The 23935-nt window shown below is 61.8% G+C and carries 20 protein-coding genes; all 20 read left to right on the top strand.

Annotated elements, in window-relative coordinates:
• Positions 1-18 precede the first annotated feature (18 nt).
• The 20 genes from bioB (at position 19) to MC381_RS13985 (ending at position 23929) form a co-directional block, all read left to right on the top strand.
• Positions 19-1137: a biotin synthase BioB gene (bioB, locus tag MC381_RS14080; RefSeq protein WP_251978378.1), complete on the top strand. Its 1119-nt coding sequence runs from the start codon at positions 19-21 to the stop codon at positions 1135-1137.
• 5 nt (positions 1138-1142) lie between these two features.
• Positions 1143-2393, top strand: a complete 1251-nt coding sequence (bioF, locus tag MC381_RS14075; RefSeq protein WP_251978377.1) for an 8-amino-7-oxononanoate synthase — start codon at positions 1143-1145, stop codon at positions 2391-2393.
• Positions 2390-3190, top strand: a complete 801-nt coding sequence (locus MC381_RS14070) for an alpha/beta fold hydrolase (RefSeq protein ID WP_251978376.1) — start codon at positions 2390-2392, stop codon at positions 3188-3190. Before bioF ends, MC381_RS14070 begins: the two co-directional genes overlap by 4 nt.
• Positions 3187-4044 carry a methyltransferase domain-containing protein gene (locus tag MC381_RS14065; RefSeq protein ID WP_251978375.1) on the top strand — a complete coding sequence of 286 codons (858 nt, stop codon included), beginning with the start codon at positions 3187-3189 and terminating at the stop codon, positions 4042-4044. The genes MC381_RS14070 and MC381_RS14065 overlap by 4 nt, the downstream gene beginning before the upstream one ends.
• A 3-nt stretch (positions 4045-4047) precedes the next feature.
• Positions 4048-4785, top strand: coding sequence for a dethiobiotin synthase (gene bioD, locus MC381_RS14060; protein ID WP_251978374.1), 738 nt, complete (start codon positions 4048-4050; stop codon positions 4783-4785).
• Positions 4782-6131: an adenosylmethionine--8-amino-7-oxononanoate transaminase gene (locus tag MC381_RS14055; protein WP_251978373.1), complete on the top strand. Its 1350-nt coding sequence runs from the start codon at positions 4782-4784 to the stop codon at positions 6129-6131. Before bioD ends, MC381_RS14055 begins: the two co-directional genes overlap by 4 nt.
• 576 nt (positions 6132-6707) lie before the next feature.
• Positions 6708-8306: an isocitrate lyase gene (locus MC381_RS14050; RefSeq protein WP_251978372.1), complete on the top strand. Its 1599-nt coding sequence runs from the start codon at positions 6708-6710 to the stop codon at positions 8304-8306.
• Positions 8307-9231: 925 nt separating this feature from the next.
• Positions 9232-10152, top strand: a complete 921-nt coding sequence (cysD, locus tag MC381_RS14045) for a sulfate adenylyltransferase subunit CysD (protein WP_251978371.1) — start codon at positions 9232-9234, stop codon at positions 10150-10152.
• The gene (gene cysC / locus MC381_RS14040; protein ID WP_251978370.1) at positions 10149-12107 is read left to right on the top strand and encodes an adenylyl-sulfate kinase; all 1959 of its coding nucleotides are present in this window, start codon (positions 10149-10151) and stop codon (positions 12105-12107) included. Before cysD ends, cysC begins: the two co-directional genes overlap by 4 nt.
• Before the next feature lie 53 nt (positions 12108-12160).
• Positions 12161-12577 (top strand): RT0821/Lpp0805 family surface protein, encoded by a 417-nt coding sequence (locus tag MC381_RS14035; RefSeq protein WP_251978369.1) that lies wholly within the window; start codon positions 12161-12163, stop codon positions 12575-12577.
• A gap of 144 nt (positions 12578-12721) precedes the next feature.
• Positions 12722-14458 (top strand): polysaccharide biosynthesis/export family protein, encoded by a 1737-nt coding sequence (locus tag MC381_RS14030; protein WP_251978368.1) that lies wholly within the window; start codon positions 12722-12724, stop codon positions 14456-14458.
• A gap of 46 nt (positions 14459-14504) precedes the next feature.
• The gene (locus MC381_RS14025) at positions 14505-15335 is read left to right on the top strand and encodes an ABC transporter permease (RefSeq protein WP_251978367.1); all 831 of its coding nucleotides are present in this window, start codon (positions 14505-14507) and stop codon (positions 15333-15335) included.
• Between the two features lie 12 nt (positions 15336-15347).
• Positions 15348-16235, top strand: coding sequence for an ABC transporter ATP-binding protein (locus MC381_RS14020; RefSeq protein WP_251978366.1), 888 nt, complete (start codon positions 15348-15350; stop codon positions 16233-16235).
• Positions 16236-16399: 164 nt separating this feature from the next.
• Positions 16400-17497 (top strand): KpsE/RkpR family capsule polysaccharide export protein, encoded by a 1098-nt coding sequence (locus tag MC381_RS14015; protein ID WP_251978365.1) that lies wholly within the window; start codon positions 16400-16402, stop codon positions 17495-17497.
• A 177-nt stretch (positions 17498-17674) separates the two neighbouring features.
• The gene (gene rfbB / locus MC381_RS14010) at positions 17675-18754 is read left to right on the top strand and encodes a dTDP-glucose 4,6-dehydratase (RefSeq protein WP_251978364.1); all 1080 of its coding nucleotides are present in this window, start codon (positions 17675-17677) and stop codon (positions 18752-18754) included.
• Positions 18751-19635 (top strand): dTDP-4-dehydrorhamnose reductase, encoded by an 885-nt coding sequence (gene rfbD, locus MC381_RS14005; protein WP_251978363.1) that lies wholly within the window; start codon positions 18751-18753, stop codon positions 19633-19635. Before rfbB ends, rfbD begins: the two co-directional genes overlap by 4 nt.
• Before the next feature lie 89 nt (positions 19636-19724).
• The gene (gene rfbA / locus MC381_RS14000; protein ID WP_251978362.1) at positions 19725-20618 is read left to right on the top strand and encodes a glucose-1-phosphate thymidylyltransferase RfbA; all 894 of its coding nucleotides are present in this window, start codon (positions 19725-19727) and stop codon (positions 20616-20618) included.
• Positions 20619-20682: 64 nt separating this feature from the next.
• Positions 20683-21228, top strand: a complete 546-nt coding sequence (rfbC, locus tag MC381_RS13995) for a dTDP-4-dehydrorhamnose 3,5-epimerase (protein ID WP_251978361.1) — start codon at positions 20683-20685, stop codon at positions 21226-21228.
• A gap of 108 nt (positions 21229-21336) precedes the next feature.
• Positions 21337-22686: a UDP-glucose dehydrogenase family protein gene (locus MC381_RS13990; protein ID WP_251978360.1), complete on the top strand. Its 1350-nt coding sequence runs from the start codon at positions 21337-21339 to the stop codon at positions 22684-22686.
• Positions 22687-22996: 310 nt separating this feature from the next.
• Positions 22997-23929, top strand: coding sequence for a glycosyltransferase family protein (locus tag MC381_RS13985; protein WP_251978359.1), 933 nt, complete (start codon positions 22997-22999; stop codon positions 23927-23929).
• Positions 23930-23935: the final 6 nt, after the last annotated feature.

Here is a 23935-nt window from a genome sequence, read left to right as displayed (position 1 = left end):
CCAAGGTTGACTGTGGCCATGGCTGAAACGACAGACACCTCGATACCAACGTCCAGACTGGGCCGCGTTCGCGCCGGGTCGTCAACGGCGGACGATGGCGTGCGCCACGACTGGCAGCGTGACGAGATCCAAACGCTGCTGACGCTGCCGTTCAACGATCTGCTGTTCCGGGCCCAGGGCGTGCATCGGCGTCATTTCTATCCCAACGCGGTACAGATCTCGACGCTGCTCTCGATCAAGACCGGCGCCTGCCCGGAGGACTGCAAGTACTGCCCGCAGTCGGGGCATTACAACACCGGTCTCGATCGCGAGAAGCTGATGCAGGTCGAAGCGGTTCTGACGGAGGCGCGCCGGGCGCTCGAGGTCGGTGCCAGTCGCTTCTGCATGGGCGCGGCCTGGAAACACCCCACCGCCAGGGACATGCCCTATGTGATCGACATGGTGCGAGGCGTCCGCGCCATGGGCCTGGAGACCTGCATGACACTGGGCATGCTGAGCCGTGAGCAGGCGGATCAGCTCGGCGAGGCGGGGCTCGACTACTACAACCATAACCTCGATACCTCGCCGGAGTACTACGGCGAGATCATCACCACGCGGACCTATGCCGACCGTCTCGAGACGCTGGATCACGTGCGCCATGCCGGCATGAAGATCTGCAGCGGCGGGATTCTGGGCATGGGCGAGAGCGTCGAGGATCGTGCCGGCCTACTGCAGCAGTTGGCCAACCTGCCGGTGCATCCGGAGAGCGTGCCCATCAACATGCTGATCCGGATCGAAGGGACCCCGCTGGCCGACGTCGAGGCGCTCGATCCGTTCGAGTTCGTTCGCACCATCGCCGTGGCGCGCATCCTGATGCCGCAGTCCCATGTCCGATTGGCAGCCGGTCGCGAGCTGATGAGCGACGAAACGCAGGCCATGGCCTTTTTCGCTGGCGCCAACTCTCTCTTTTACGGCGATCGCCTGCTGACTGCCCAGAACCCGCAGGCTAGCCACGATCGTCAACTGTTCGCGCGGCTAGGCCTGCATCCCGAGCGGCGTGAAGGTTTCGACGATACGACGCACGAGGCGGCGATTCGCGAGACGCTGGCGCAGGCGAGAATCGGTGAGCGGGTCACCGACGCGGCCGCCGGACGCTGATACCCATGCCTGATCTTCACCGCGACACGCTCGATGGCGCCCTGCAAGCCCGCTTGCAGCGGCAGCGTGAACGTCATCGTTATCGCGAACGTCGCACCACGTCAGGCGCCGGTGTGCGTGGCCCACACGATCGACTCACGTTCTGCAGCAACGACTATCTTGGCCTGGCCGGTGAGCCACGGTTGGCCGAAGCGCTGGCCGAAGGGGCCAGACGTTTCGGTACCGGCGGCGGGGCGTCGCATCTGGTCTGCGGCCACAGCGAAGCGCACGAGCGGCTCGAACAACGGCTTGCGACGTGGACCGGACGAGAGCGGGCACTGCTTTTCTCCAGCGGTTATCAAGCCAATCTTGGGGTGATTTCCGCGCTGCTGGGACGAGGTGACATCGCGCTGCACGATCGTCTCAACCACGCCTCGCTACTGGACGCGACGCGTCTGGCCGGCGCCGGACTCGAGAGGTTTGCCCATGGCGACGCGACGGCCTGCGAGCAGCGTCTGGCGGCGCTCGATCCGTCACGTCGACGGCTGGTGGTGACCGATGGCGTTTTCAGCATGGATGGCGATACGGCCGATCTGCCCGCACTGGCTTCGGCCTGCGAGCGCCATCACGCCTGGCTGATGGTCGACGATGCGCATGGCCTGGGTGTACTCGGCGTCACCGGACGCGGCACGCTGGAGTCTCAGAGCGTCACGCCTCAGGCCGTGCCGGTGCTCATGGGCACCTTGGGCAAGGCGTTGGGTACGCAAGGGGCTTTCGTTGCCGGCAGCGACGCGCTGATCGAGGCATTGATCCAGTTCTCGCGGCCTTATGTCTACACCACCAGCCTGTCGCCGGCGCTCGCCTGGGCGACCCTGACCAGCCTCGATCTTGTCGAGAACGAACCCGAGAGGCGCGGGCATCTCGATAGCTTGATCGCGCATTTTCGTCGTGAAGCCGCGGGTCTGCATGCCCATGGGCTAACGCTGATGCCATCCTGCACGCCAATTCAGCCACTGGTCGTCAGTCGGCATAGTGCGCAGCGGGCTGGTGACGGAGAGGATGGCGGCAACGATCTTGCCGCGTTAGCCATGGCCGAGTCGCTCGAGGCGAGCGGGATCTGGTGCAGCGCGATCCGCTCCCCGACCGTGCCGGTCGGCAGTGCGCGGCTGCGGGTGACGCTCTCGGCCTCGCACACACGCGCGGATGTGGATCGATTGCTGGAGACGCTCTATCGCGTCTCGCATCCGTCCCGGATCGCGGGGAGGGAGAGATCATGAATGATGCTGGCGCGAACGCGACATCGATATCGATGCCACCGGCGACGACGTCACCGACGCTGATAGTGTTGCCAGGGTGGGCGCTGGGGCCGCAACCGTTGAGGCCGCTGATCGAGGCGCTACGTCAGCAGCTGCCCGATTGGCATATCGAGTGCGCCAGCTATGCCGGGTTGACCAGTCATCGTCCCGAGAGCTGGGTGGCGATGCTGGACCGCACCTTGCCGACCGGTGCCTGGCTGGCAGGGTGGTCGCTGGGCGGTATGCTCGCCACGGCACTGGCGCAGTGGCGGGGCCATGCGGCTTGCGGGCTGGTCACGCTGGGCACCAACGCCAGCTTCGTCGCGCGCCCCGGCTGGCCGACCGCCATGTCTGGCGAGACCTTCGAGGCATTCCGCGACGGTCTCGCTACCGGCCCCGGCCGGACATTGACCCGATTCGCGCAGTTGAGCGCCCAGGGCGGACGCGATGCGCGGCGGCTGAGCCGAACGCTGCTCGAGGCATTGCAGTCGACGCCGCTGGATCACTCGCTCGCCGGCCTGGCGGTGCTGGCGACGCTGGATCTGCGCGAGGCGCTCTCGACGTTACGCATACCGCAGTTTCACCTGTTCGCGGAGAACGATCTGCTGGTGCCTGTTGCGGCGCGGGCCGCTATCGCATCAAGGTTGCCCGTGGGCAGCCGGACGGCATGCCTGCCGGATGCCGGCCATGCTTTTCCGCTGGCGCATGCCGAGGAGACCGCCGAGCGGATGGCGGCATTTCTGCGTGTCTCGAAGCGGCCGCGAGCGCTGGCCCCATGAGCCCGGTCACCGTCAGCGTGCGGGCGGACGCTACCCGACAGCAGCGGATCGCGAACGGTTTTTCCCGGGCGGCGGAGCGTTATGACGGCGAGGCGCAGCTGCAGCGAGAGGTCGCCGATGCGTTGCTGGAGGCGCTGCCGTTGTCCGCATTGACCGCGACCGCCCCTGCCCCCCTTGATGTCCTCGACCTGGGCTGCGGCACCGGCTATGCGATCTCGCAGCTGATACGACGATTCGGGGGGCGGCAGAATGAGATCGAGGGAATCGGTCTCGATCTGGCGCCGGGCATGATTGCCAGCGCGTGCCAGCGCCATGGTGATTTGCCGGTTCGCTGGCTGGTAGGGGAAGCGGAGCGCTTGCCACTGGCCGACGCGAGCCGCGATCTGATCGTCTCGAGTCTCGCGTTGCAGTGGTGCGACTCGCTCGACAAGGCGTTGGGGGAAGCCGCGCGAGTACTGCGTCCGGGCGGCTGGCTGGCGTTCACGACGTTGGGCGACGAGAGCCTGAGCGAGCTGCGCGACGCCTGGCTGCGTGCCGACGGCACGGTTCCCGTCAACCGTTTCCTGACGCCTTCCGAGCTGGAAGCGGAGCTGGACGTCAACGGTCTGCGATGCCGGCGGCTTTCCTGGGCCACGCATCGTACCTGGCACGCCGATGCGCGATCGGCGCTGCGGGCACTCCAGCGCATTGGTGCCAACACGCTGACGACGCGTCCGGTCTCGGCGGGGCTTGCTGGCCGCGCGAGGATGGCGCGACGTCTGCAGGCGCTGGAAGCTCACCGTGTCGCTGCCGGCATCCCCACGCGTTATCGGGTTGCCAGCGTACTGATGCAGCGTTTATCGCCCGGAGAATGAATCATGACTGCCTATTTCCTCACCGGCACCGATACCGATGCCGGCAAGACGGTTATCGCCACGGGCCTGCTTGCTGCCGCGCGGCGGCGAGGGTTGACGACCGCCGGCGGCAAGCCCGTCGCCTCGGGCTGCGAGCGCACGTCCGCGGGCCTGCGCAATACCGATGCGCTGGCGATCCAGGCCGTATGCGAGCCGAGGCTCGATTACGCGGCCATCAACCCGGTCGCCCTGGCGCCGGCGATTGCGCCACATATCGCCGCCAGGGAAGCGGGGGAGCCACTGACCGTGGCACGCCTGGCGCCACCCATGCGCTCGCTGCTTGCCGATGGGTCGGGTTTTACCGTCATCGAGGGGGCCGGCGGCTGGCGGGTGCCGCTCGCCGGAAACGAATCGCTATCCGATCTCGCGCGGGAACTCGGACTCCCGGTCATCCTGGTTGTTGGCGTGCGGCTGGGGGCGATCAACCATGCCCGCCTGACGCTGGAGGCGATCCAGCGCGATGGCTTACGCGTCGCCGGCTGGGTCGCCAATATCGTGGAGGCCGACATGCCGCGGATGGAAGACAACCTCGATGCCCTGTCGTACTGGCTGGGGGAGCAGGGAGGCGTTCCCTGCCTGGGGGTGGTGCCGCGGCTGACGGCGCCGACACCGGCGGCGGTCGCGGACCTTCTCGATATCGATCCGCTGCTTTCCCGCTCGATGGCGGGCGGCAACAATCCGCAAGATGGACGGCCATCATGAACCTGAACGACGAATGGATGCGGCGGGATCTCGCCAGCGTCTGGCACCCCTGTACCCAGATGAAGGACCACGAAACGTTGCCGATGGTCCCCATTCGGCGCGGCAAGGGCGCCTGGCTCGAGGACTTCGAGGGCAAGCACTACCTGGATATCGTCAGTTCCTGGTGGGTGAATGTCTTCGGGCACGCGAATCCGCGTATCAACGCGCGTATCAAGTCTCAGCTCGATGAACTCGAGCACGTCATCCTGTCCGGTTTTACTCATCAGCCGGTGATCGAACTCTCCGAGCGTCTCGAGCGGCTGGCGCCGGCGGGGCTCGGTCACTGCTTCTATGCCGATAACGGCTCCTCGGCGATCGAGGTGGCGTTGAAGATGAGTTACCACTATTGGCAGAACGTGGGCCGGCCCGAAAAGCGCCGCTTTCTGACCATTACCAACGGTTATCATGGCGAAACGCTGGGCGCGCTCTCCGTGGGCGATGTCGCTATCTTTACCGAGACGTATCGTTCGCTGTTGCTTGACGTGATCAAGGTGCCGGCGCCGGATGGTTTCGGCCTGCCACGGGATCAGTGGATCGGTCAGGCGAGGGTGCGATTCGCCGAGATGGAAGTCGCGCTGGAGCGGCATGCCCATGAGCTGTCGGCAGTCATCGTCGAGCCCCTGATTCAGTGCGCCGGTGGCATGCGCATGTATCCGCCGGAGTATCTGGCCTGGTTGCGAGAGGCCTGCGATCGTCACGGGGTGCACCTGATCTTCGACGAAATCGCGGTCGGCTTCGGACGAACCGGTACGCTTTTCGCCTGTGAGCAGGCCGGTATCACGCCGGACTTCCTGTGTCTTTCCAAGGCGCTGACCGGCGGCTACCTGCCGCTTTCCGTTGTCTTGACGACCGATGCGGTCTACGGGGCGTTCTACGATGACTACGAGACGCTCAGGGCCTTTCTCCATTCACATAGCTACACCGGCAATCCACTAGCCTGCGCGGCGGCGCTCGCGACGCTGGATATCTTCGAGCAGGATGATGTCATCGCCAACAATCGTGGCAAGGCAGCCCTGATGGGCGAGCTGGCAGCACCACTGCGAGCGCATCCGCAGGTGGGCGACGTGCGTCAGACCGGCATGGTGGTGGCGATTGAAATGGTGCGGCACAAGGCCTCGCTGACACCGTACGACTACCGCGAGCGTCGGGGGCTGCGTGTTTTCCGTCATGCCATGTCTCGCGGCGTCATGCTGCGTCCGCTCGGCAACGTGATCTACTGGATGCCCCCCTATGTGGTGACGCCTGAAGAATTGCAGTTGGTGGCGGAAGTCACGCAAGAGGGCATCGATCTGGCCACGAGGGGCTAGCGGGCTCGCGCATCTGAGAGGCTCGGTGCGACTCGCCCGTGAACAAGACCGGGCTCTGGGCGTGCCACCAGGGGCGTGCGATCGCTGGCTGGGAAAGCGCGTTGGAAGTGAACTAGCCGGCATGCGACGAAGGTCGCATGCCGGCTTTCTGATTTTTCGGACGGCATAGGCGGGCTTTTGTCGGCTTTGACAATGCACCGTGAAGTGAAACCGTATTGAATCTCCGTGGCTTTTTCGACTCTGCCAGAAAAGTGGTAAATATTGCCAGGTTTTCCACCCCAATCGGTAGCTGGATAACGCTGTCTCGTATCATATGTCATACATGACTACAAAAGCGGATCAAAAAGCGAATTCTGGGTAAAGCCCTTACGCCGCGGCATCAAAGGACGGATTGTTGGGTACGATCTCCGTCGGAGATAGTGTCACCGTCGATAGCGTCAATTTCTTTTTTCCAGCTGTTAAAACGAATGTTTCATGATGGAAAAATTCGTTGGGTTTTTCTGGAAAGAAATTCCGGGAAAGAGAATGGCGACAATCATTCAATAACCAGAAATCGTCTTGCCGTCGGAGGTGGTCATGTCCATCTATCAGAAAGATATTGAATCCCTGACCCGCTTGTGCCTTGAGCAGGAGGGGCGTTGGGGCAACATTAATCCGGAGTCCGTGGCGAGAATGCGAGCGCAGAATCGCTTCCGTACCGGACTCGATATCGCACGCTACACGGCAGACATCATGCGCCGGGACATGCAGCGCTATGATGCCGACCCCAGCTGCTATACCCAGTCTCTCGGTTGCTGGCATGGCTTCGTGGGGCAGCAGAAGATGATCTCCATCAAGAAGCATCATGGTACGACGGCTGGGCGTTACCTCTATCTATCTGGCTGGATGATCGCGGCAATGCGCTCTGAATTTGGTCCGCTTCCCGACCAGTCGATGCACGAGAAAACGGCCGTCCCTGCGCTCATCGAGGAGCTCTACACCTTCCTGCGTCAGGCGGACGCCAGAGAGCTGGGGCATCTTTTCCACGAGTTGGACGCGGCGAAACGGCAGGGTAACGAGATGCTGGCACGTAGCGTCTCGGAGCGCATCGACAAGTTCGAGACCCACATCGTGCCGATCATCGCCGATATCGATGCCGGATTCGGCAATGAAGAAGCGACCTACCTGCTGGCCAAACGCATGATCGAGGCTGGCGCCTGCTGTATCCAACTGGAGAACCAGGTCTCCGATGCCAAGCAGTGCGGGCATCAGGACGGCAAGGTAACCGTGCCGCACGAGGATTTCGTCGCCAAGATCAATGCGGTTCGCCATGCGTTTCTGGAGCTCGGCGTCGACGAGGGTGTGATTGTCGCGCGTACCGACTCGCTGGGCGCCGGCCTGACTCAGAAGTTGCCGGTGAGCCACGAGCCGGGGGATCTGGCTCATCAGTACAACAGTTTCCTCTACACCGTGCCGATCTGCTCCGCCGACGATGTCAACGAAGGCGACAGCGTCATCAAGCTGGATGGCGATCTGCGCAAGCCGCTGCGGCTGGCCAATGGGCTCTACCGCTTCCGCTCGGACACCGGGGAAGACCGCGTGGTACTCGACTGCATCCACGCGCTGCAGAACGGGGCCGATCTACTCTGGATCGAGACCGAGAAGCCACATATCGGGCAGATTGCCGGTATGGTCGAGCGTATTCGAGCGGTCGTGCCGGACGCCAAGCTGGTCTACAACAACTCGCCGTCGTTCAACTGGACTCTCAACTTCCGTCAACAGGTCTTCGATGACTGGCAGGCGGCAGGGCAGGACCTCGGCGCCTATGACCGTCTGCGTCTCATGAGCGAGGAATATGACGACACTCCCCTGGCCGAGGAGGCGGACCGCCGCATTCAAAGCTTCCAGCGTGATGCCTCGCGCCAGGCGGGAATCTTCCACCACCTGATCACCTTGCCGACCTACCATACGGCGGCACTGTCGACAGACGTGCTGGCCGAGGGTTATTTCGGTGCGCCAGGTATGCTGGCCTACGTCGCCGGTGTCCAGCGCCAGGAGATTCGACGTGGTCTGGCGTCGGTCAAGCATCAGGACATGGCGGGGTCGAACATCGGCGACGACCACAAGGAGTACTTCTCGGGGGCCGCTGCACTCAAGGCCGGTGGCAGTCTCAACACCATGAACCAGTTCGGCTGAGCGTGTTGGTGCATAACGCGCCCTGATTGGAGGGCGGTATTCAGAGCAGGGCCACGGCGACGTGGTCCTGCTTTTGCTTTGGGACCCAGGACGCCCATCGCCCTCTCACTTGGCAAGCTGTCGGTACGTGGCAAGGGCGTGGTATCGATACCACGCCGTGTTCACGGTGAGGGATGTGTCTCTGCACAGTGACTCCTAGTACTTTCCGTTAATCATCTGCTGACGGATCGCTGAGGTTAATCCGACAAGTCGTAATGGGTTTTCTCATAGTGGTCGATAACGGTCTCTCTTATTTATCTCGTTGCGGGTTTTATCTCGGGTTAGTTTTTTCTCATTGGAGACATCTTGTCGGTAGGCGCCTGTTCCGATTTTGAGGCATGTCGGCTTGTTTTTTACTAGCTTTTTTATTGCCTTTTATTTTTGCATGATATTGTTTTTAATGGGTTTTTTGCCAAAACTTGATGCGTGTCATCAGTGTTAGAAGAATCATTAAATCGCTTGGTTATTAAAACTAGAATCTTTGTTTTTGGGTTTTACAAATAGATACAGAGAGAAAATTTACCGTTTGACTCCCGGTAATCTTTTGTACAAAAAGAACTCCTGAATTGCATTCCCGCGGCTGACTGGACGCCAATAGCGATCCCGTCGCGGACAACAAAAATTGGCGCTTTTTCTGACGGGCTCGCGGGATGAGGGATGGGAAAACCAGCCTTGGCCCATTCCGGAAGAGCGACTGTCACTGCTTGGGGGGTTCTGTCATGGGGAAGAATACCGAGGATGGCTTCGACTGCCGGACATTGGCGGGGCGCTCGGGTGCCAGGACCGCAACGGCAGCTGTCCGGAATGTGGTGACGGCGTCATCCGGTTCCCCCGTGGCAGGCGGTGTTGTCTTCCCGATCCCACGGCTACGGCGCTAGGAGGCGACATGTCGAAAGTGGTTCGACAGCTTCGCCCCCACCTGCAGCAGCTCGAGGCGGAATCGATGCAGATCTTCCGCGAGGTGGTGGCCGAGTTCAGCAGCCCAGCCATGCTGTTTTCCGCTGGCAAGGACGCTGCCGTCATGCTGCATCTGGCGCGCAAGGCCTTCTATCCTGGCACCCCGCCATTTCCGCTCCTGCATATCGACACCCGATGGGACTTTCAGGAGGCAATGGTTTTCCGGCGGCGAATGAGCGCTCAGGTCGGAATGGAACTGATCGAGTCCGTGGAGGCTGAGGAGTCATTGGCAAGTCTGAATCCACGGATACCGGACAAAGCGTGTCTGTTGGAGATCATGCTGAGCCAGGCGACCGAGCAGGTGCTGGATCGGCATGGTTTCGACGCCGCTTTCAGCGGCCTGCGGCGCGACGAAACGAACGTCCGGTCGCGCTCGCCACTCTATGCATTTCGTGATCGACAGCATCGCTGGTGCAGCGGTAATCAACGTCCCGAGCTCTGGAATCTCTGCAACGGTCGCCTCGACAAGGGAGAGCGTGTTCAAGCTTTCCCGCTCTCCAACTGGAACGAGCTGGATGTGTGGCAATACATCCATCGCGAGTCGATAGCCGTCGTACCGCTCTACTACGCGGCACCGCGCCCGGTGGTCGAACGCGAGGGCCGTCTATTCGTGGTCGATGGCGACAATCTGGCGCTGGCCACGGATGAAGTGCCCGAGGCGCGCTGGGTGCGTTTCGATCGACTCGGCTGCTATCCGCAGGCCGGTGTGGTTGCCTCTCGAGCCACCACCTTGCCCGCCATCATCCAGGAGATACAGCAGTGGCGGTCGCCGGTAGGAGGCGAGTACGCCGCCGATTCCGCTGCCGCTACCAACGCGGGGTGTCAGAAGCCCGAGGGGCGTCTCCGATGAGCGAGTTGCCGCAACCGTGCGACGACATTCGCGACCTCTCTCTCCGGGCACAGGAAGCGCGAGGGATGCTGCGCGTGATCACCTGCGGCAGTGCCGGCAGCGGCAAGTCAACACTAATCGAACGGCTTGCATATGAGGCGAACGGGCGCCTCGAAAGTCGACTCGGGGCGATGAGCGCCAACGTAGCTCCGCCTTTTGCAGGTGCATCGCCGCATTCGGCCCAGCGCACCGGTGATCAGGAAGCCATCTCTCCACGAAGCGCCGAGCGTCGAGAAGCCCGACTTGGCGAAGGACGCCTCGAGGACACGGCGGGCATCGACGACAGCGCGACCGATCTGTCCCACCGATTTTTCGCCACCGATCGGCGTCAGTTCATCGTGGCCGATGCGCCAGGCGAGGAGCGGCATACCCGTAACACGGCGACCGGTGCTTCCACGGCCAGTCTCGCTCTCGTGCTGATCGACGCACGGCAGGGCATGCAAGCGCAAACTCGCCGACATAGTGTGCTTTGCGGCCTGCTGGGCATCCGTCATGTCGTGGTCGTGGTCAGCCAAATGGAGCGTGTCGCCTACTCGCGAGCGCGCTACGAGGAGATCGTTGCGGCTTACCGGGAATTCGCCGACCAGTTGATCACGAGCGATATCCATTTTCTGCCGGTCAGCGCCCGCGCCGGTGACAACATCGCCGGCACCTGCCAGGCGACCATGCCCTGGTTCGAGGGACCGTCCCTGCTGGATCTGCTGGAAACGGTCGAGGGGCCGTCGGACATCGCCCTTTCGTCGCTGCGGTTTCCGGTGCAGTACGTCAATTCGCCCAATCTCCATTTCCGCGGTTACTGCGGCACGTTGGCCGGCGGCAGCTTGGCTGTCGGGCAGGGGGTTCGGGTCGAACCTTCGGGGCAGCGGTCGCGCATTGCGCGCATCGTTACTGACAACGGCGACCTGGAAAAGGCGGAAGCCGGGCAGTCGATCACGCTGACGCTGGCCGACGACATTGCGGTCGGTCGCGGTGATGTTCTGGTGCCGGGGCAGTGCGATGTGACGTCCTGCACGGCGTTTACCGCCGATGTGATCTGGCTTCACGAACAGGCAATGGCGGTGGGTCAGGAGTACGAACTCAAGGCGGGTGGTCGCCATGTCGTCGGGCGTGTAACGCGGATCATCTATGAAATCGATATCGACACGATGACGCGCCAGGCCGCCGACCGGCTGCTCCCGAACGGTATCGGGCGCTGTCAGGTCGAGGTTGCCGAGCCGCTGCTGCTCGACAGTTACTCGCTCTCTCCCCAGACCGGAAACTTCATTCTCATCGATCGCCAGACGCATCTCACGTTGGGAGGCGGCATGGTCGTCGACACCTTGAGCGCCGGCAACATCGTCTGGCACGAGATGGCGGTCAACAAACGGCGACGTGCCGAGCGTCACCGCCAGAAACCGAGCATCGTCTGGTTCACGGGATTGTCCGGCTCGGGCAAGTCGAGCGTGGCCAACGCGCTCGAGCGTCAGTTGTTCGGCATGGGGTACAGCACCTATCTGCTGGATGGCGACAACCTGCGTCATGGGCTGTGCCGCGATCTCGGTTTTGGCGCGGCAGATCGTCGGGAAAACATTCGTCGCGTCGGCGAGGTCGCCAGGCTCATGGTCGATGCCGGCCTGATTACGCTGGTGTCTTTCATCTCTCCCTTTCGCGATGACCGTCGCCTCGTCCGCGGCATGGTCGAGCCAGACGAATTTATCGAAGTCTACGTCAACACGCCGCTCGCGATCTGCGAGCAACGAGATCCCAAGGGGCTCTATCGCCGTGCGAGAGCCGGCGACATCAAGGAATTTACCGGCATCAGTTCTCCCTACGAGGCACCACTCCAGGCGGAGGCGGAGATCGACACCTCTGTCTACGACCTCGAGGAGAACGTGAGCCAACTGATCGCGGCACTACGTCGATACCGGGTCATCTGACCTGCCAGCAACGCAGGCTTTCCGGCGATAACGCACGGGAGCGGGAGGGGACTATGAGCAAGTCGAACAACGCCAGTCAGAGACTCGGTCGCGCAGGCGGTTCGAGCCAATGGATCGCACTCACGCTGGTCGTGGCGTCCATGAGTGGTTGTGCCGGGGGTTATCACCCGGCGCAGACATCGAACGGCATGGTGCCCATGGACAACGCCACGCCGGCCGGCGCACCGCTGAACGCGTTTCTCGACAACGCGGTGGTCGGCAGTGTGGCGACATTGCCGCAAAGCCCGTGGGGGGCAAATGTCTCGGTGCACGCGAGAGAGCGCTACTTCTCCGCCAGCGGGCGTCAGTGCCTGCATCTGGATGTGACGAGAAACACCGCGCCGGCGTCGCTGGGAAACGGTGAGGTGGCGTGCCTGGTGCCGGGGCAGGGTTGGTACTCGCAGCGTCTGGTGACGGACATCATTCGATAAACGAAGCCGTCGAAACCCGTCGCTCCCGATGCCGGGGCGACACCTGTGCCAGCGAGATGGGGCGTGCCGGAAGGCAGGTGCCCACGGGATCCGTATCAGGTCCCGGATTCGGTGGCCTGAACAGCGTTAGGGAAGGTGAAGACCATGAAACGCGCAATAACGATTTTCCGGGCCCTGTGTCTGGTGGCGGTAGCGTGTCTGAACGCCGGCTTCGCTCACGGTCAGGCTATCGGCCTGGACAGCAGCACGATTCTGGGGTCGAGCCAGGAGGCGCAGACGCTACCCCCACAGCAGGATGATTCGGGTGAGGTGGAAGCGTCGCCCCGCGCTGCGTGGAACAGCGGCACCTATGGGCCGGTCGATCCACGCGCGCAGACCATGGTCGACCCCGAGAGCCTGCCTCCCTTCGGCGAGAACCTGTTCACCGGTGGGTTCCGCGGCATGATGGCCGACGGCCTCAATCCGGAATATACCCTCAAGCCCGGTGATCAGATCACCCTACGCGTCTGGGGTGGGGTAGAGCTGGATCGCGTACTGGTAGTGGATGCTCAAGGCAACATCTTCCTGCCGGGCATCGGGCCGTTGAAGGTGCAGGGCATCTCCAATGCCCAGCTCAATGCCCGGGTGCGCGGCGCGATACAGGCGGTCTATCCCGACAATGTCAGTGTCTACACCAATCTGCAGGGAGTTCAGCCGGTCGGCGTTTTCGTCACGGGGTATGTGCTGAATCCCGGGCGGTATGCCGGCACGCCCAATGATTCGCTGCTCTATTTCCTCGACCAGGCCGGCGGCATCGACCAGGCGCTCGGGAGTTATCGTCGTGTTCTGGTCAAGCGGGGCGGTCAGGTGGTGACGGTCGTGGATCTCTACGACTTCCTGCTCAACGGCGATATCGCCAGACCGCAGTTCCGGGAAGGCGACACCATCGTGGTCGAGGAGCGCGGACCGGCGATCAGCGTGGTGGGGGATGTGCAGAAGGACTACCGCTACGAGCTGGTCGGCAATGCCTTGACCGGGCGCGACGTCGTCGCGCTGGCGCGTCTCAAGGCCGGTGTGTCGCATGTGCTGCTGCGGGGCAGCCGACCGAGCGGACCGATTTCACGCTATCTGCCACTGGTCGCCTTCAGCGATGCGGAGGTGAGACGGGGCGACGAGGTGCTGTTCAGCGCCGACCAGCGCGACGAGACCATCGTGGTGCAGGTCGAGGGTAGCTACTACGGCCCTTCACGTTATGCGTTACCGCGGGATGCCCGCCTGGGCGAGCTGCTCAATGCCATCAGCGTGCCGCGCGGCATGACCGAGACGCAAAGCGTATCGATTCGCCGGGTCAGCGTGGCGGAGCAGCAGCAGAAGTCGCTCGACGAGAGTCTGCGACGGCTGGAGACCACCTATCTCGGCGCCTCCTCGCAGACCAACGAGGAAGCCCAGATCCGCGTGCAGGAAGCCCAATTGATCCAGAACTTCGTCGAGAAGGCATCGCGGGTCAAGCCGACTGGACGTCTGGTCGTGGCGCGGGGTGACGGCAGCATCGCCGACATTCGATTGCAGGATGGCGACATCGTGACGATTCCGGAAGTCAACGATTCTCTGCTGGTCAGCGGCGAGGTACTGGTGCCGCAGGCGATGGTCTTTACCGCGGGGATGAGCGTCGAGGACTACATCTATCGGGCTGGTGGTTTCACGACGCGTGCCAATCGCGACGAGATTCTGGTGGTGCGCCGCAACGGCGCGGTCGAGCGTGCGAGTCATACCCAACTGCGTTCAGGCGACGAGATCCTTGTGCTACCGGCGGTACCGACCAAGAACCTGCAGCTGGCGACGAGCATCTCCCAGATTCTGTTCCAGGTCGCCGTGGCCACGCGCGTGGCGCTGGATCTATGAGCCGTCGCACGGCCTTCGGGCGGTCAGAGAAGGGAGGTGATGTCGCATGGCTACCGATACGCTGATGCCGGCGCCGCAGGCGCCAGGGCAACAAGCGGCGCGTTCTTCCTGGCGGGTCGCCTGCAGCGTCTGGTTCGCGACGTTCATGCGTGAGGCGATTTCGCGCACCATGGCGGATCGCATGGGCTGGTTCTGGATGATCTTCGAGCCGCTGGCGATCATTGCCATCATGGTCTCGGTACGCGGGCTGTTCATGTCCGGTAGCCACGTCTCCGGCGCCGATTATGTCGCCTGGATGGTGGTCGGGATGATGGGATTCACCTTGTTCCGCGAGAACATGATGCGTTCCATCGGTGCCATCGAGGCGAACCGGGGCCTATTTGCCTATCGCCAGGTCAAGCCGGTCGATCCCGTGCTGGTGCGCTGTTTTCTCGAAGGTATGCTCAAGTCCCTCATCTTCCTGCTTTTCATCGTGATTGGCAGCCTGCTCAAGTTCGAGCTGATCCCCGACCATCCGTTCGGGGTGCTGCTCGACTGGCTATCACTGTGGGCGCTTGGCTGCGGGGTCGGTCTGACGTTGTCGGTCGCCGCCGACCTGGTCCCCGAGATCGGCAAGATCGCGCGCATCATGGGGCTGCCACTGCTACTGCTGTCGGGCGTCATCATTCCGGCCGTGTACGTGCCGCACCAATTTCGGCAGTACCTGCTGTGGAACCCCATCGTGCATGGTCTGGAAAGCATGCGCCTGAGCTTCTTCGGCGGCTATCACACCATCGACGGCATCGACATGACCTACCTGTGGTTCTGGGCGCTGGGGTCGATCACGCTAGGGCTGGCGCTTCACATGCGTTTTCACGACAAGCTCAAGGCGCATTGAGGGAGCCGTTCCATGATCGAGATCCGTGACCTTTACAAGCGCTATCACAACCATCACGGCAGCCACTGGGTGCTGCAGGACATTAACCTGACTATTCCCACCGGGGTGAGCGTGGGGCTACTGGGCCGCAACGGGGCGGGAAAATCCACGCTGCTGCGACTGATCGGCGGGATGGATACGCCGGATCGGGGCGTGATCACGCGCAGCAGCCGGGTCTCATGGCCGATCGGCCTGGCCGGTGGTTTTCAGGGATCAATGACGGGGCGACAGAACGTCCGCTTCGTGGCGCGCATTCACGGCGCAGGAGCCGGCATCGACGAGATCATCGCGCAGGTCGAAGCCTTTGCGGAGATCGGCGAAGCGTTCGATGAGCCGGTCAAGACCTATTCATCCGGGATGCGCTCCCGTCTGGCATTCGGCCTGTCGCTGGCGTTCGACTTTGATGTCTATCTCTCCGACGAGGCCACGGCGGTCGGTGACCGTGCCTTCAAGGCCAAGGCCCAGGCCGCGTTCCAGGAGCGCATCGGCAAGGCCAGCCTGATCATGGTCTCCCACGGGGAGGGCGTGCTGCGGGAGTTCTGCGAGGCCGGCATTCTACTGGAGCGCGGCAAGGCGCGCTGGTTCGACGACATCAACGCGGCGATCGATGCCTATCATCTGGCCATCGATGGTCGCAAGAGCACACCACTGGTGGTGCCGACCTCGCTGACGGAAGCCAAGCAGGTACTCAAGCAGGCCAACCGGGAGTTCGAGCAGATTCGTCTCGACTACCAGATCGCCGGCGACGATCCGGCTCGCAATGATCCGGACGACATTCTGCGCTGGCGTCTGGAGGACGCCCGCGAGCGAATGCTGGAAGCGCGCCGATACGTTCAGCAGTTCCAGTCCCCGGCCCCCTAAGTCGCGTGACCTCGCCGAGGTTCCGGACCACGTAACCACGTCATGCCGTCAGGCCAGGCAACCGGATTCGGGATTTCCCGGATCGGGGATCGTCGGGCTTCGCACCACCGCGCGTCGAGATCTACTACGTCGTCGAGACGCCAGACAACAAGAGAAGGTTGGCCATGAACAAGTCATCCCCCCTACGCAAGTCCCTGCACTGGGTCGTCTGCCTGGCCGCGATCGTCGTGGTCTCTTTCTACTGGGCACTCTGGGCCAGCGATCGCTATGTCTCGCATGCCAACGTGGTATTGGAAAGCCCCCAGCTGGCCGCGCCGGAGTTGAGCTTCAGTTCGCTGATGACGGGCAGCGCCGGTGGCAACACGGCGGACATGCTGCTGTTGCGTGATTTCATGCGCTCCGTCGACATGCTCAAGCTGTTGGTCGACGAGGCAGATTTCCGCAATCACTACGCCAATTCCGGTGCGGATTTTTTCAGCGCCTTGAACGACGAGGAGGCGCCGCTCGAAGAGCTGCATGAGTACTACCTCTCTCGCGTATCGGTAGAGCTGGATGAGTACGCGGGCGTCCTGCGTGTCGACGTGGAAGCCTTCACGCCGGAGAAGGCGCGCCAGATCGCTCGGCTGCTGCTCGACGAGGGCGAGCGGCATATGAACGAGATGGGGCAGCGGCTGGCGGAGGAGCAGGTGCGATTCCTCGAGCAGCAAGTGTCTCTGCTGGAAGACAAGTTTCAGAAGACGCGTGACGACCTGCTCGATTATCAGAATGCCAATGGCCTTGTCTCGCCTACCGGCACGGTAGAGAGCCTCAACTCCGTGGTGGCCAGCCTGGAAGGGCAGCTGGCCATTGCCAAGGCTCGCAAGAGTGCGCTCGGCAGTTACCAGAGTGCGCGCTCGCCGGAGATGGTGCGGATCAACAGCGAAATTCGCGCGCTCAATGATCAGATCAGCCAGGAGCGCGAGCGACTCGCGCGTCAGTCTGGCAACGCGCTCAACAGCATCTCCTCGGAATACCAGACGCTGATGCTGCGCGCGCAGTTTGCCCAGGACAGCTATTCGGGGGCACTTGCCGCGCTCGAGAACACGCGCATCGAAGCCGCCCGCAAGCTGAAACAAGTTTCCGTCCTGCAGACGCCGACACTGCCGGAATATCCCGAGCAGCCTGAACGCCTCTACAACTCGGTGGTGTTCGCGGTCGTCGCGCTGTTTATCACCCTCATTCTCAACATGCTGATTCTGATCGTGAAAGATCATCGCGACTGACCCGGGCAGGACGCCTGAACAGTGCGATTGTCACGACGGATCAACACGACCGGCCAGGGTTGCCCTGGCAAGCGACGGCACAGTCCAACGGGCCGCTCGCCATCACTCGGGAACGACGCCGGCGCGGGCCGTCACGTCGCCCGTCACCAACAAGAGCCCCCGGGCAGGAGAAGCATCATGAGCAAGACGTTTCTAGTAACGGGCGGTGCCGGTTTCATCGGATCGGCGGTCGTGCGAGAGCTGATCGAGAATACGCCGCACCGGGTCGTCAACGTGGACAAGCTGACTTACGCCGGCAACCCCGAATCGCTGGCGCGGGTGGATAGCGATCCGCGCTATGAGTTCCGGCTTGCGGATATTTGTGACGCTGGCGCCATGGCACGCCTGTTCCGGGAGTACCAGCCCGACGTGGTCATGCATCTGGCGGCGGAGAGCCATGTCGACCGCTCCATCGACGGCCCTTCGGACTTCATCGAGACCAATATCGTCGGGACCTACACGCTGCTCGAGGCGGCTCGCGCCTACTGGCGGGACCTGAAGGATAGCAATCCGGAGAAAGCCGATGCCTTTCGCTTCCACCACATCTCGACGGATGAAGTCTACGGCGATCTCCATGGCGTGGACGATCTGTTCACTGAGACGACACCCTACGCGCCGAGCTCCCCCTATTCGGCCAGCAAGGCCAGTTCGGATCACCTGGTACGCGCCTGGCAGCGCACTTTCGGCCTGCCCACGCTGGTGACCAACTGCTCTAACAACTATGGGCCGTTCCATTTTCCCGAAAAGCTCATTCCGCTGATGGTTCTCAGTGCCTTGGCCGGCAAGTCGCTGCCGGTCTACGGCGACGGTCGCCAGATTCGTGACTGGCTGTTCGTCGAGGATCATGCCCGGGCGCTGGTACAGGTCGCGACCCAGGGGCAGGTCGGCGAGACCTACAACATCGGCGGCCACAACGAAAAGCAGAACATTCAGGTGGTCGAGACCATCTGCGATCTGCTCGAGGAGCTGGCGCCGCAGAAGCCCGAAGGCCTGGCGCACTATCGCGACCTGATCACGTTCGTGGCGGACCGTCCCGGCCACGATCAGCGCTATGCCATCGATGCCGGCAAGATTCAGCGTGAGCTGGGCTGGATGCCGCGTGAAACGTTCGAGAGCGGGATGCGCAAGACGGTTCGCTGGTTCCTCGATAATGAAGTGTGGTGGCGTCGTGTCCAGAACGGTAGCTACCAGGGAGAACGACTGGGAGCGATCGCATGACCATTCTGATTTTGGGTGGTAACGGGCAGGTCGGCTTTGAACTGCAGCGTTCGTTGGCACCCCTCGGCGAGGTCATCGCGCCTGACCGCCGCTCGCTCGATCTGGGCGATCCCGCCGCGGTCGTACGGGCGCTCGATCGCTGGCAGCCGACACGAATTGTCAACGCGGCAGCCTGGACCGCGGTGGATGCGGCGGAGAACGAGCGCGAGGCGGCTTTTCGCCTCAACGCCGAGCTACCTGCCCAGCTCGCCGATTACTGCGCCTCTCATGGCGGGCAACTCATCCATTATTCGTCGGACTACGTCTATCCCGGTGACGGGAAACAGGCGTGGCAGGAAACGAGCGCCACGGGACCCCTGTCGGCTTATGGCGAAAGCAAGCTGGCGGGCGACGAGGCGGTCATGGCGAGTGGTGCCGAGGCGCTGGTGTTCCGCACCAGTTGGGTCTATAGCGCCCGCGGCGGCAACTTCATGAAGACCATGCTGCGACTGGCCCGGGAGCGTGAGGCGCTGAATATCGTCGGCGACCAGATCGGTGCGCCGACGCCGGCGCGCCTGATCGCCGAGGTGACGCTGCTGGCGCTGAGGCAGTCGCTGCCCTCGGGGCTCTATCATCTGGCGCCACGTGGCGAGACGAGCTGGCACGGGTTCGCCCAGGCGATCTTCCGTCAGGCGAGGGCGGCCGGCGAGCCCCTGAAGGTCGACCCCGAGCGGGTTGCCGCGATCCCGACGTCCGACTACCCGACGCCGGCGACGCGGCCGCTCAACTCCCGACTGGCGCTGGCACGGCTGGAGCAGGCGCTGGGCATCACGCTGCCGGGCTGGGAATCCCAGCTGGCACTGACACTGGCGGAATGGCGTGAGATCAACGGCTCCCGTTGAGTACCGACAACGGGACACGAAGCGCCGGCGTCACAACGGCTTCAACAACAAGACACGCGTTCGATTCTTTATCGACAAGGAGCTGAATCATGGCACGTAAGGGCATCATTCTGGCCGGAGGTTCCGGCACCCGCCTGCACCCGATCACGCAGGGCATCTCCAAGCAGCTGTTGCCGGTCTACGACAAACCGATGATCTACTATCCGATCTCGGTCCTGATGCTGGCCGGCATTCGCGAAATCCTGATCATCTCCACGCCCTCGGATCTACCGCAGTACGAGTACCTGCTGGGCAGCGGCGAGCAGTTCGGGGTGCGTTTCCAGTATGCCGAGCAGCCTTCGCCTGATGGTCTCGCCCAGGCTTTCCTGATCGGAGAACGTTTCATCGGCGAGGATCCCGTCTGTCTGGTGCTGGGTGACAATGTCTTCCACGGACAGCATTTCTCAGAGCAGCTGAAGCGCGCCTCCGCCATGGAGTCCGGGGCGACGGTCTTCGGTTATCTGGTCAAGGATCCGGAACGCTTCGGCGTCGTGGATTTCGACGAGACCGGCCGCGCGCTCTCGATCGAGGAGAAGCCGATCAAGCCCAAGTCTCCCTACGCGGTGACCGGGCTCTATTTCTATGACAATGATGTCGTCGACATCGCCAAGCGTGTCGAGCCGTCCGAACGAGGCGAACTGGAGATCACCAGCGTCAACAACGCCTATCTCGAGCAGGGCGCCTTGCGAGTGGAGCGTCTGGGACGTGGCTTTGCCTGGCTCGATACCGGCACGCACGACAGCCTGCTGGAGGCGGGACAGTACGTGCAGACGATCGAGCATCGCCAGGGATTGAAGGTCGCCTGTCTCGAGGAGATCGCTTGGAACCAGGGCTGGATCGACACCCAGCAACTGGCCGCGAGGGGCGATGCCCTGAAGAAGACCGGCTACGGCCAGTATCTGCTGAAACGGCTGGAAGATGCCCAGCGTGGCTCGGTTGCCTGAAGACATGTTGCGCTGATAACCGATGCTGACCAAACCCGACCGTTCGCCGCCGGAGAGAGGAAACATGAACTACGAAAAGCTGGCCATTCCCGATGTCGTGCTGATGACGCCCAAGGTATTCGGTGACGACCGTGGCTTTTTTCTCGAGACCTATCGCCGCAGTGAATTTGTCGCTCACTGCGGTGACCACGATTTCGTGCAGGATAATCACAGCAAGTCGCGTCGCGGCATTCTACGGGGCCTCCACTATCAGTTGAGGCAGCCGCAAGGCAAGCTCGTGCGCGTGACCCGGGGCGAGGTCTATGACGTCGCCGTCGATCTGCGCCGCAGTTCGCCCACCTTCGGGCAGTGGGTCGGTGCGCTGCTCAACGAAGACAATCGCCAGATGTTGTGGGTGCCGCCGGGTTTCGCGCACGGCTTCTACGTCACCAGCGACGAGGCGGAATTCCAGTACAAATGCACCGACTACTACGCGCCGGGTGATGAATACAGCCTTCACTGGAAAGATCCGCAACTGGGCATTGACTGGCCGCTGGTCGGCGGTAGCCCGATCACGTCGGACAAGGACGAGCAGGGAAGCTCGCTGGCGCAGGCGCCCACCTTTGCCTGAGTGCCGTCGATGACGGCGCCCCGAGATCGCCGAAGCGGCGTCTCGATTCCACCCATCGTCTGGTCTGCCGTCTGAAAGACGGCATTGCGTTTTCAGGGGGAGCGTTCCATGAAGATTACTGTATTCGGCACTGGTTACGTGGGTCTGGTTACCGGTACCTGTCTGGCCGATGTCGGCCACGATGTCGTCTGTGTCGACATCGACCAGAGCAAGATCGAGCGTCTGACGCAGGGCGAAATTCCGATCTATGAGCCGGGGCTCGAGTCGATGGTGTTGCGCAATGTGGAATCGCAGCGCCTGCGCTTCACTACGGACGCGCGTATGGCCGTCGCCCATGGTGTGCTGCAGTTCATCGCCGTGGGAACACCGCCCGACGAGGACGGCAGCGCCGATCTGCAGTATGTGCTGGCGGTGGCCTCGACCATCGGCCAGTACATGGACGACTACAAGGTCGTGATCGACAAATCGACGGTCCCGGTCGGAACCGCAGACAAGGTGCAGGCCTGTATCGACGATATTCAGGCGGAGCGGGTTGTGGAGATTCCTTTCGACGTCTGCTCGAATCCCGAATTTCTCAAGGAAGGGTCGGCGCTCGAGGACTTCACGCGAGGGTCGCGCATCGTGGTCGGCACGGATTCCGAGCGCGTCAGCGAACTGATGCGCGAATGCTACGCCCCGTATAACCGGAATCGCGAAAAGCTCATGTTCATGAGTGTGCGCGCCGCCGAACTGACCAAGTACGCTGCCAATGCCATGTTGGCGACCAAGATCAGCTTCATGAACGAGATGGCCAATCTGGCCGAGCGTCTAGGGGCTGACATCGAGGATGTGCGACGGGGCATCGGCTCCGATCCGAGGATCGGCTATCACTTCATCTATCCGGGTTGTGGCTACGGCGGATCGTGTTTTCCCAAGGACGTGCAGGCGCTGGCAAGAACGGCGAGCAAGGTCGGCTACGAGGCCGAACTGCTGCAGGCGGTGGAGGCCGTCAACAAACGTCAGAAATCCACGCTTTACGACAAGCTTGCCCACGCACTGGGCGGGGCGCTTGCCGGCAAGACGATCGCGGTCTGGGGCCTGTCGTTCAAGCCGGAGACCGACGATATGCGCGATGCGCCGAGCCGTGCCTTGATGGAGCGGCTCTGGCAGGAGGGCGCGACGGTACAGGCCTATGATCCAGAAGCGATGAAAGAGTGCCGCAGGATTTACGGCGAGCGCGACGATCTCGTGTTGGTGGCGGACCGCGTCCAGGCGGTCAAGCGCGCAGATGCCCTGGTTGTCTGCACCGAATGGAAGGAATTCCGAACGTTGGATGCTAGCTGGATCCGCGAACAGTTGACGCACCCGGTGGTGATCGACGGCCGCAATCTCTATGAACCGGAGGCGATGTTGGCAGCCGGTATCGATTATTACGCGGTCGGGCGCGGCATGACAATCAGCGCCGCATCGGTGACATGATCCGGAATGGATTAATCCAGCATGGTTAGCCCCATAGTGAATAACGCGCGTTCAAAGTCTGTTGTTTTCGAGCGGCACAGTACGGCGACAACAACGGGCCGAGCCGTGAATCCTTATTATCGCTCGGCTTGGGGTTGTCGTAATCTCCCGTAGTGCGGCTTCAACAGAAAATTGCAGTTTTACTCGTTTAATACACTGTGTTGAGGGATAAACAAAACAGCCAAGATGTCATGCCAAATTGGTGATTGAATAACCGCAGATTGACGGCTATTTAGAAAATAGTGATATGGCGGGGTTTCAATAACCAATAATGGGTTGGCTGACGATGAAAACAAAATTAGCGAGTTTTGTAGGGTGGTCGATATTACCAGGAAAGTCAGTCTCTGGCAGAAAGCCGCGTCTGGAAAGCCAGGGGATGCGTATTGCCTGTCTGATGATGCAGAAGAATGAGCGTGATCTTATTCATCCGTGGATTGTGTATCATGCAGAACTCTTTGGGCTGACCAACCTGTTTGTTTACGACAATGGGTCAACTGACTCCGAGACATTGAAAATACTCAAAAAATACGAGAAGTTTGGTTTGAATGTGTTTTATGATAAGTCGGAGAAGCGGCACTTTGAGAACAAGGGAGAGATCATGTCCAGCAAGATTCGAGAGCTGGACGTCGAGGGGGTCTACGATTTCTTTCTACCGCTAGACTGCGATGAATTCGTCGGATGCTGTATCGACCAGAGAATCAAGATCGATATCGCGGAAATCGAAAAGGCTCTGCACCCTTACCAGGAAAGTCCCGAGGTGCTGACGATCTTGCGAGCATACGATAACAGTCCGGTCCATCCTGATTATTACCTTCCAAAAGATGCGCAAAGAAAATGCTTCTTCGCTCGCAATACCTGTGCATCACTCGATATCGGCTTTCATCATGGCAAGTCAAGGTTGAGTGACAAGGAGAAGAAAACGCCGATCGTCTACTTTCATTTTCATCATAAGTCCTATGAAGCGTTCAAGAAGTCGGCTTACGAGAAGCTATCCTCCAGGGTGGCGGACTTTTCCCGAGAGGCCCTGCTGACGCATTTGAAGGAGCGGCGGTCAGGGTTTCATCTGATCCCCGGGGTGCTCAAGCAGGAAGAGGAGTACAACGCCCGGTTTGAGCTCGAAAACCGCGTCTACTATCCCGAGCTATCCCAGAGGATCACTGAGCTTGGCAGTCAGCTGCATGTTGTGGGGGAGACAATGAGATAGGCCGTG

It is taken from the genome of Salinicola avicenniae (genome assembly GCF_023736115.1).
Classification (GTDB): domain Bacteria; phylum Pseudomonadota; class Gammaproteobacteria; order Pseudomonadales; family Halomonadaceae; genus Salinicola; species Salinicola avicenniae.
Note: the sequence above shows the minus strand (reverse complement) of the source record. Positions and strands in the feature narration are given on the sequence as shown.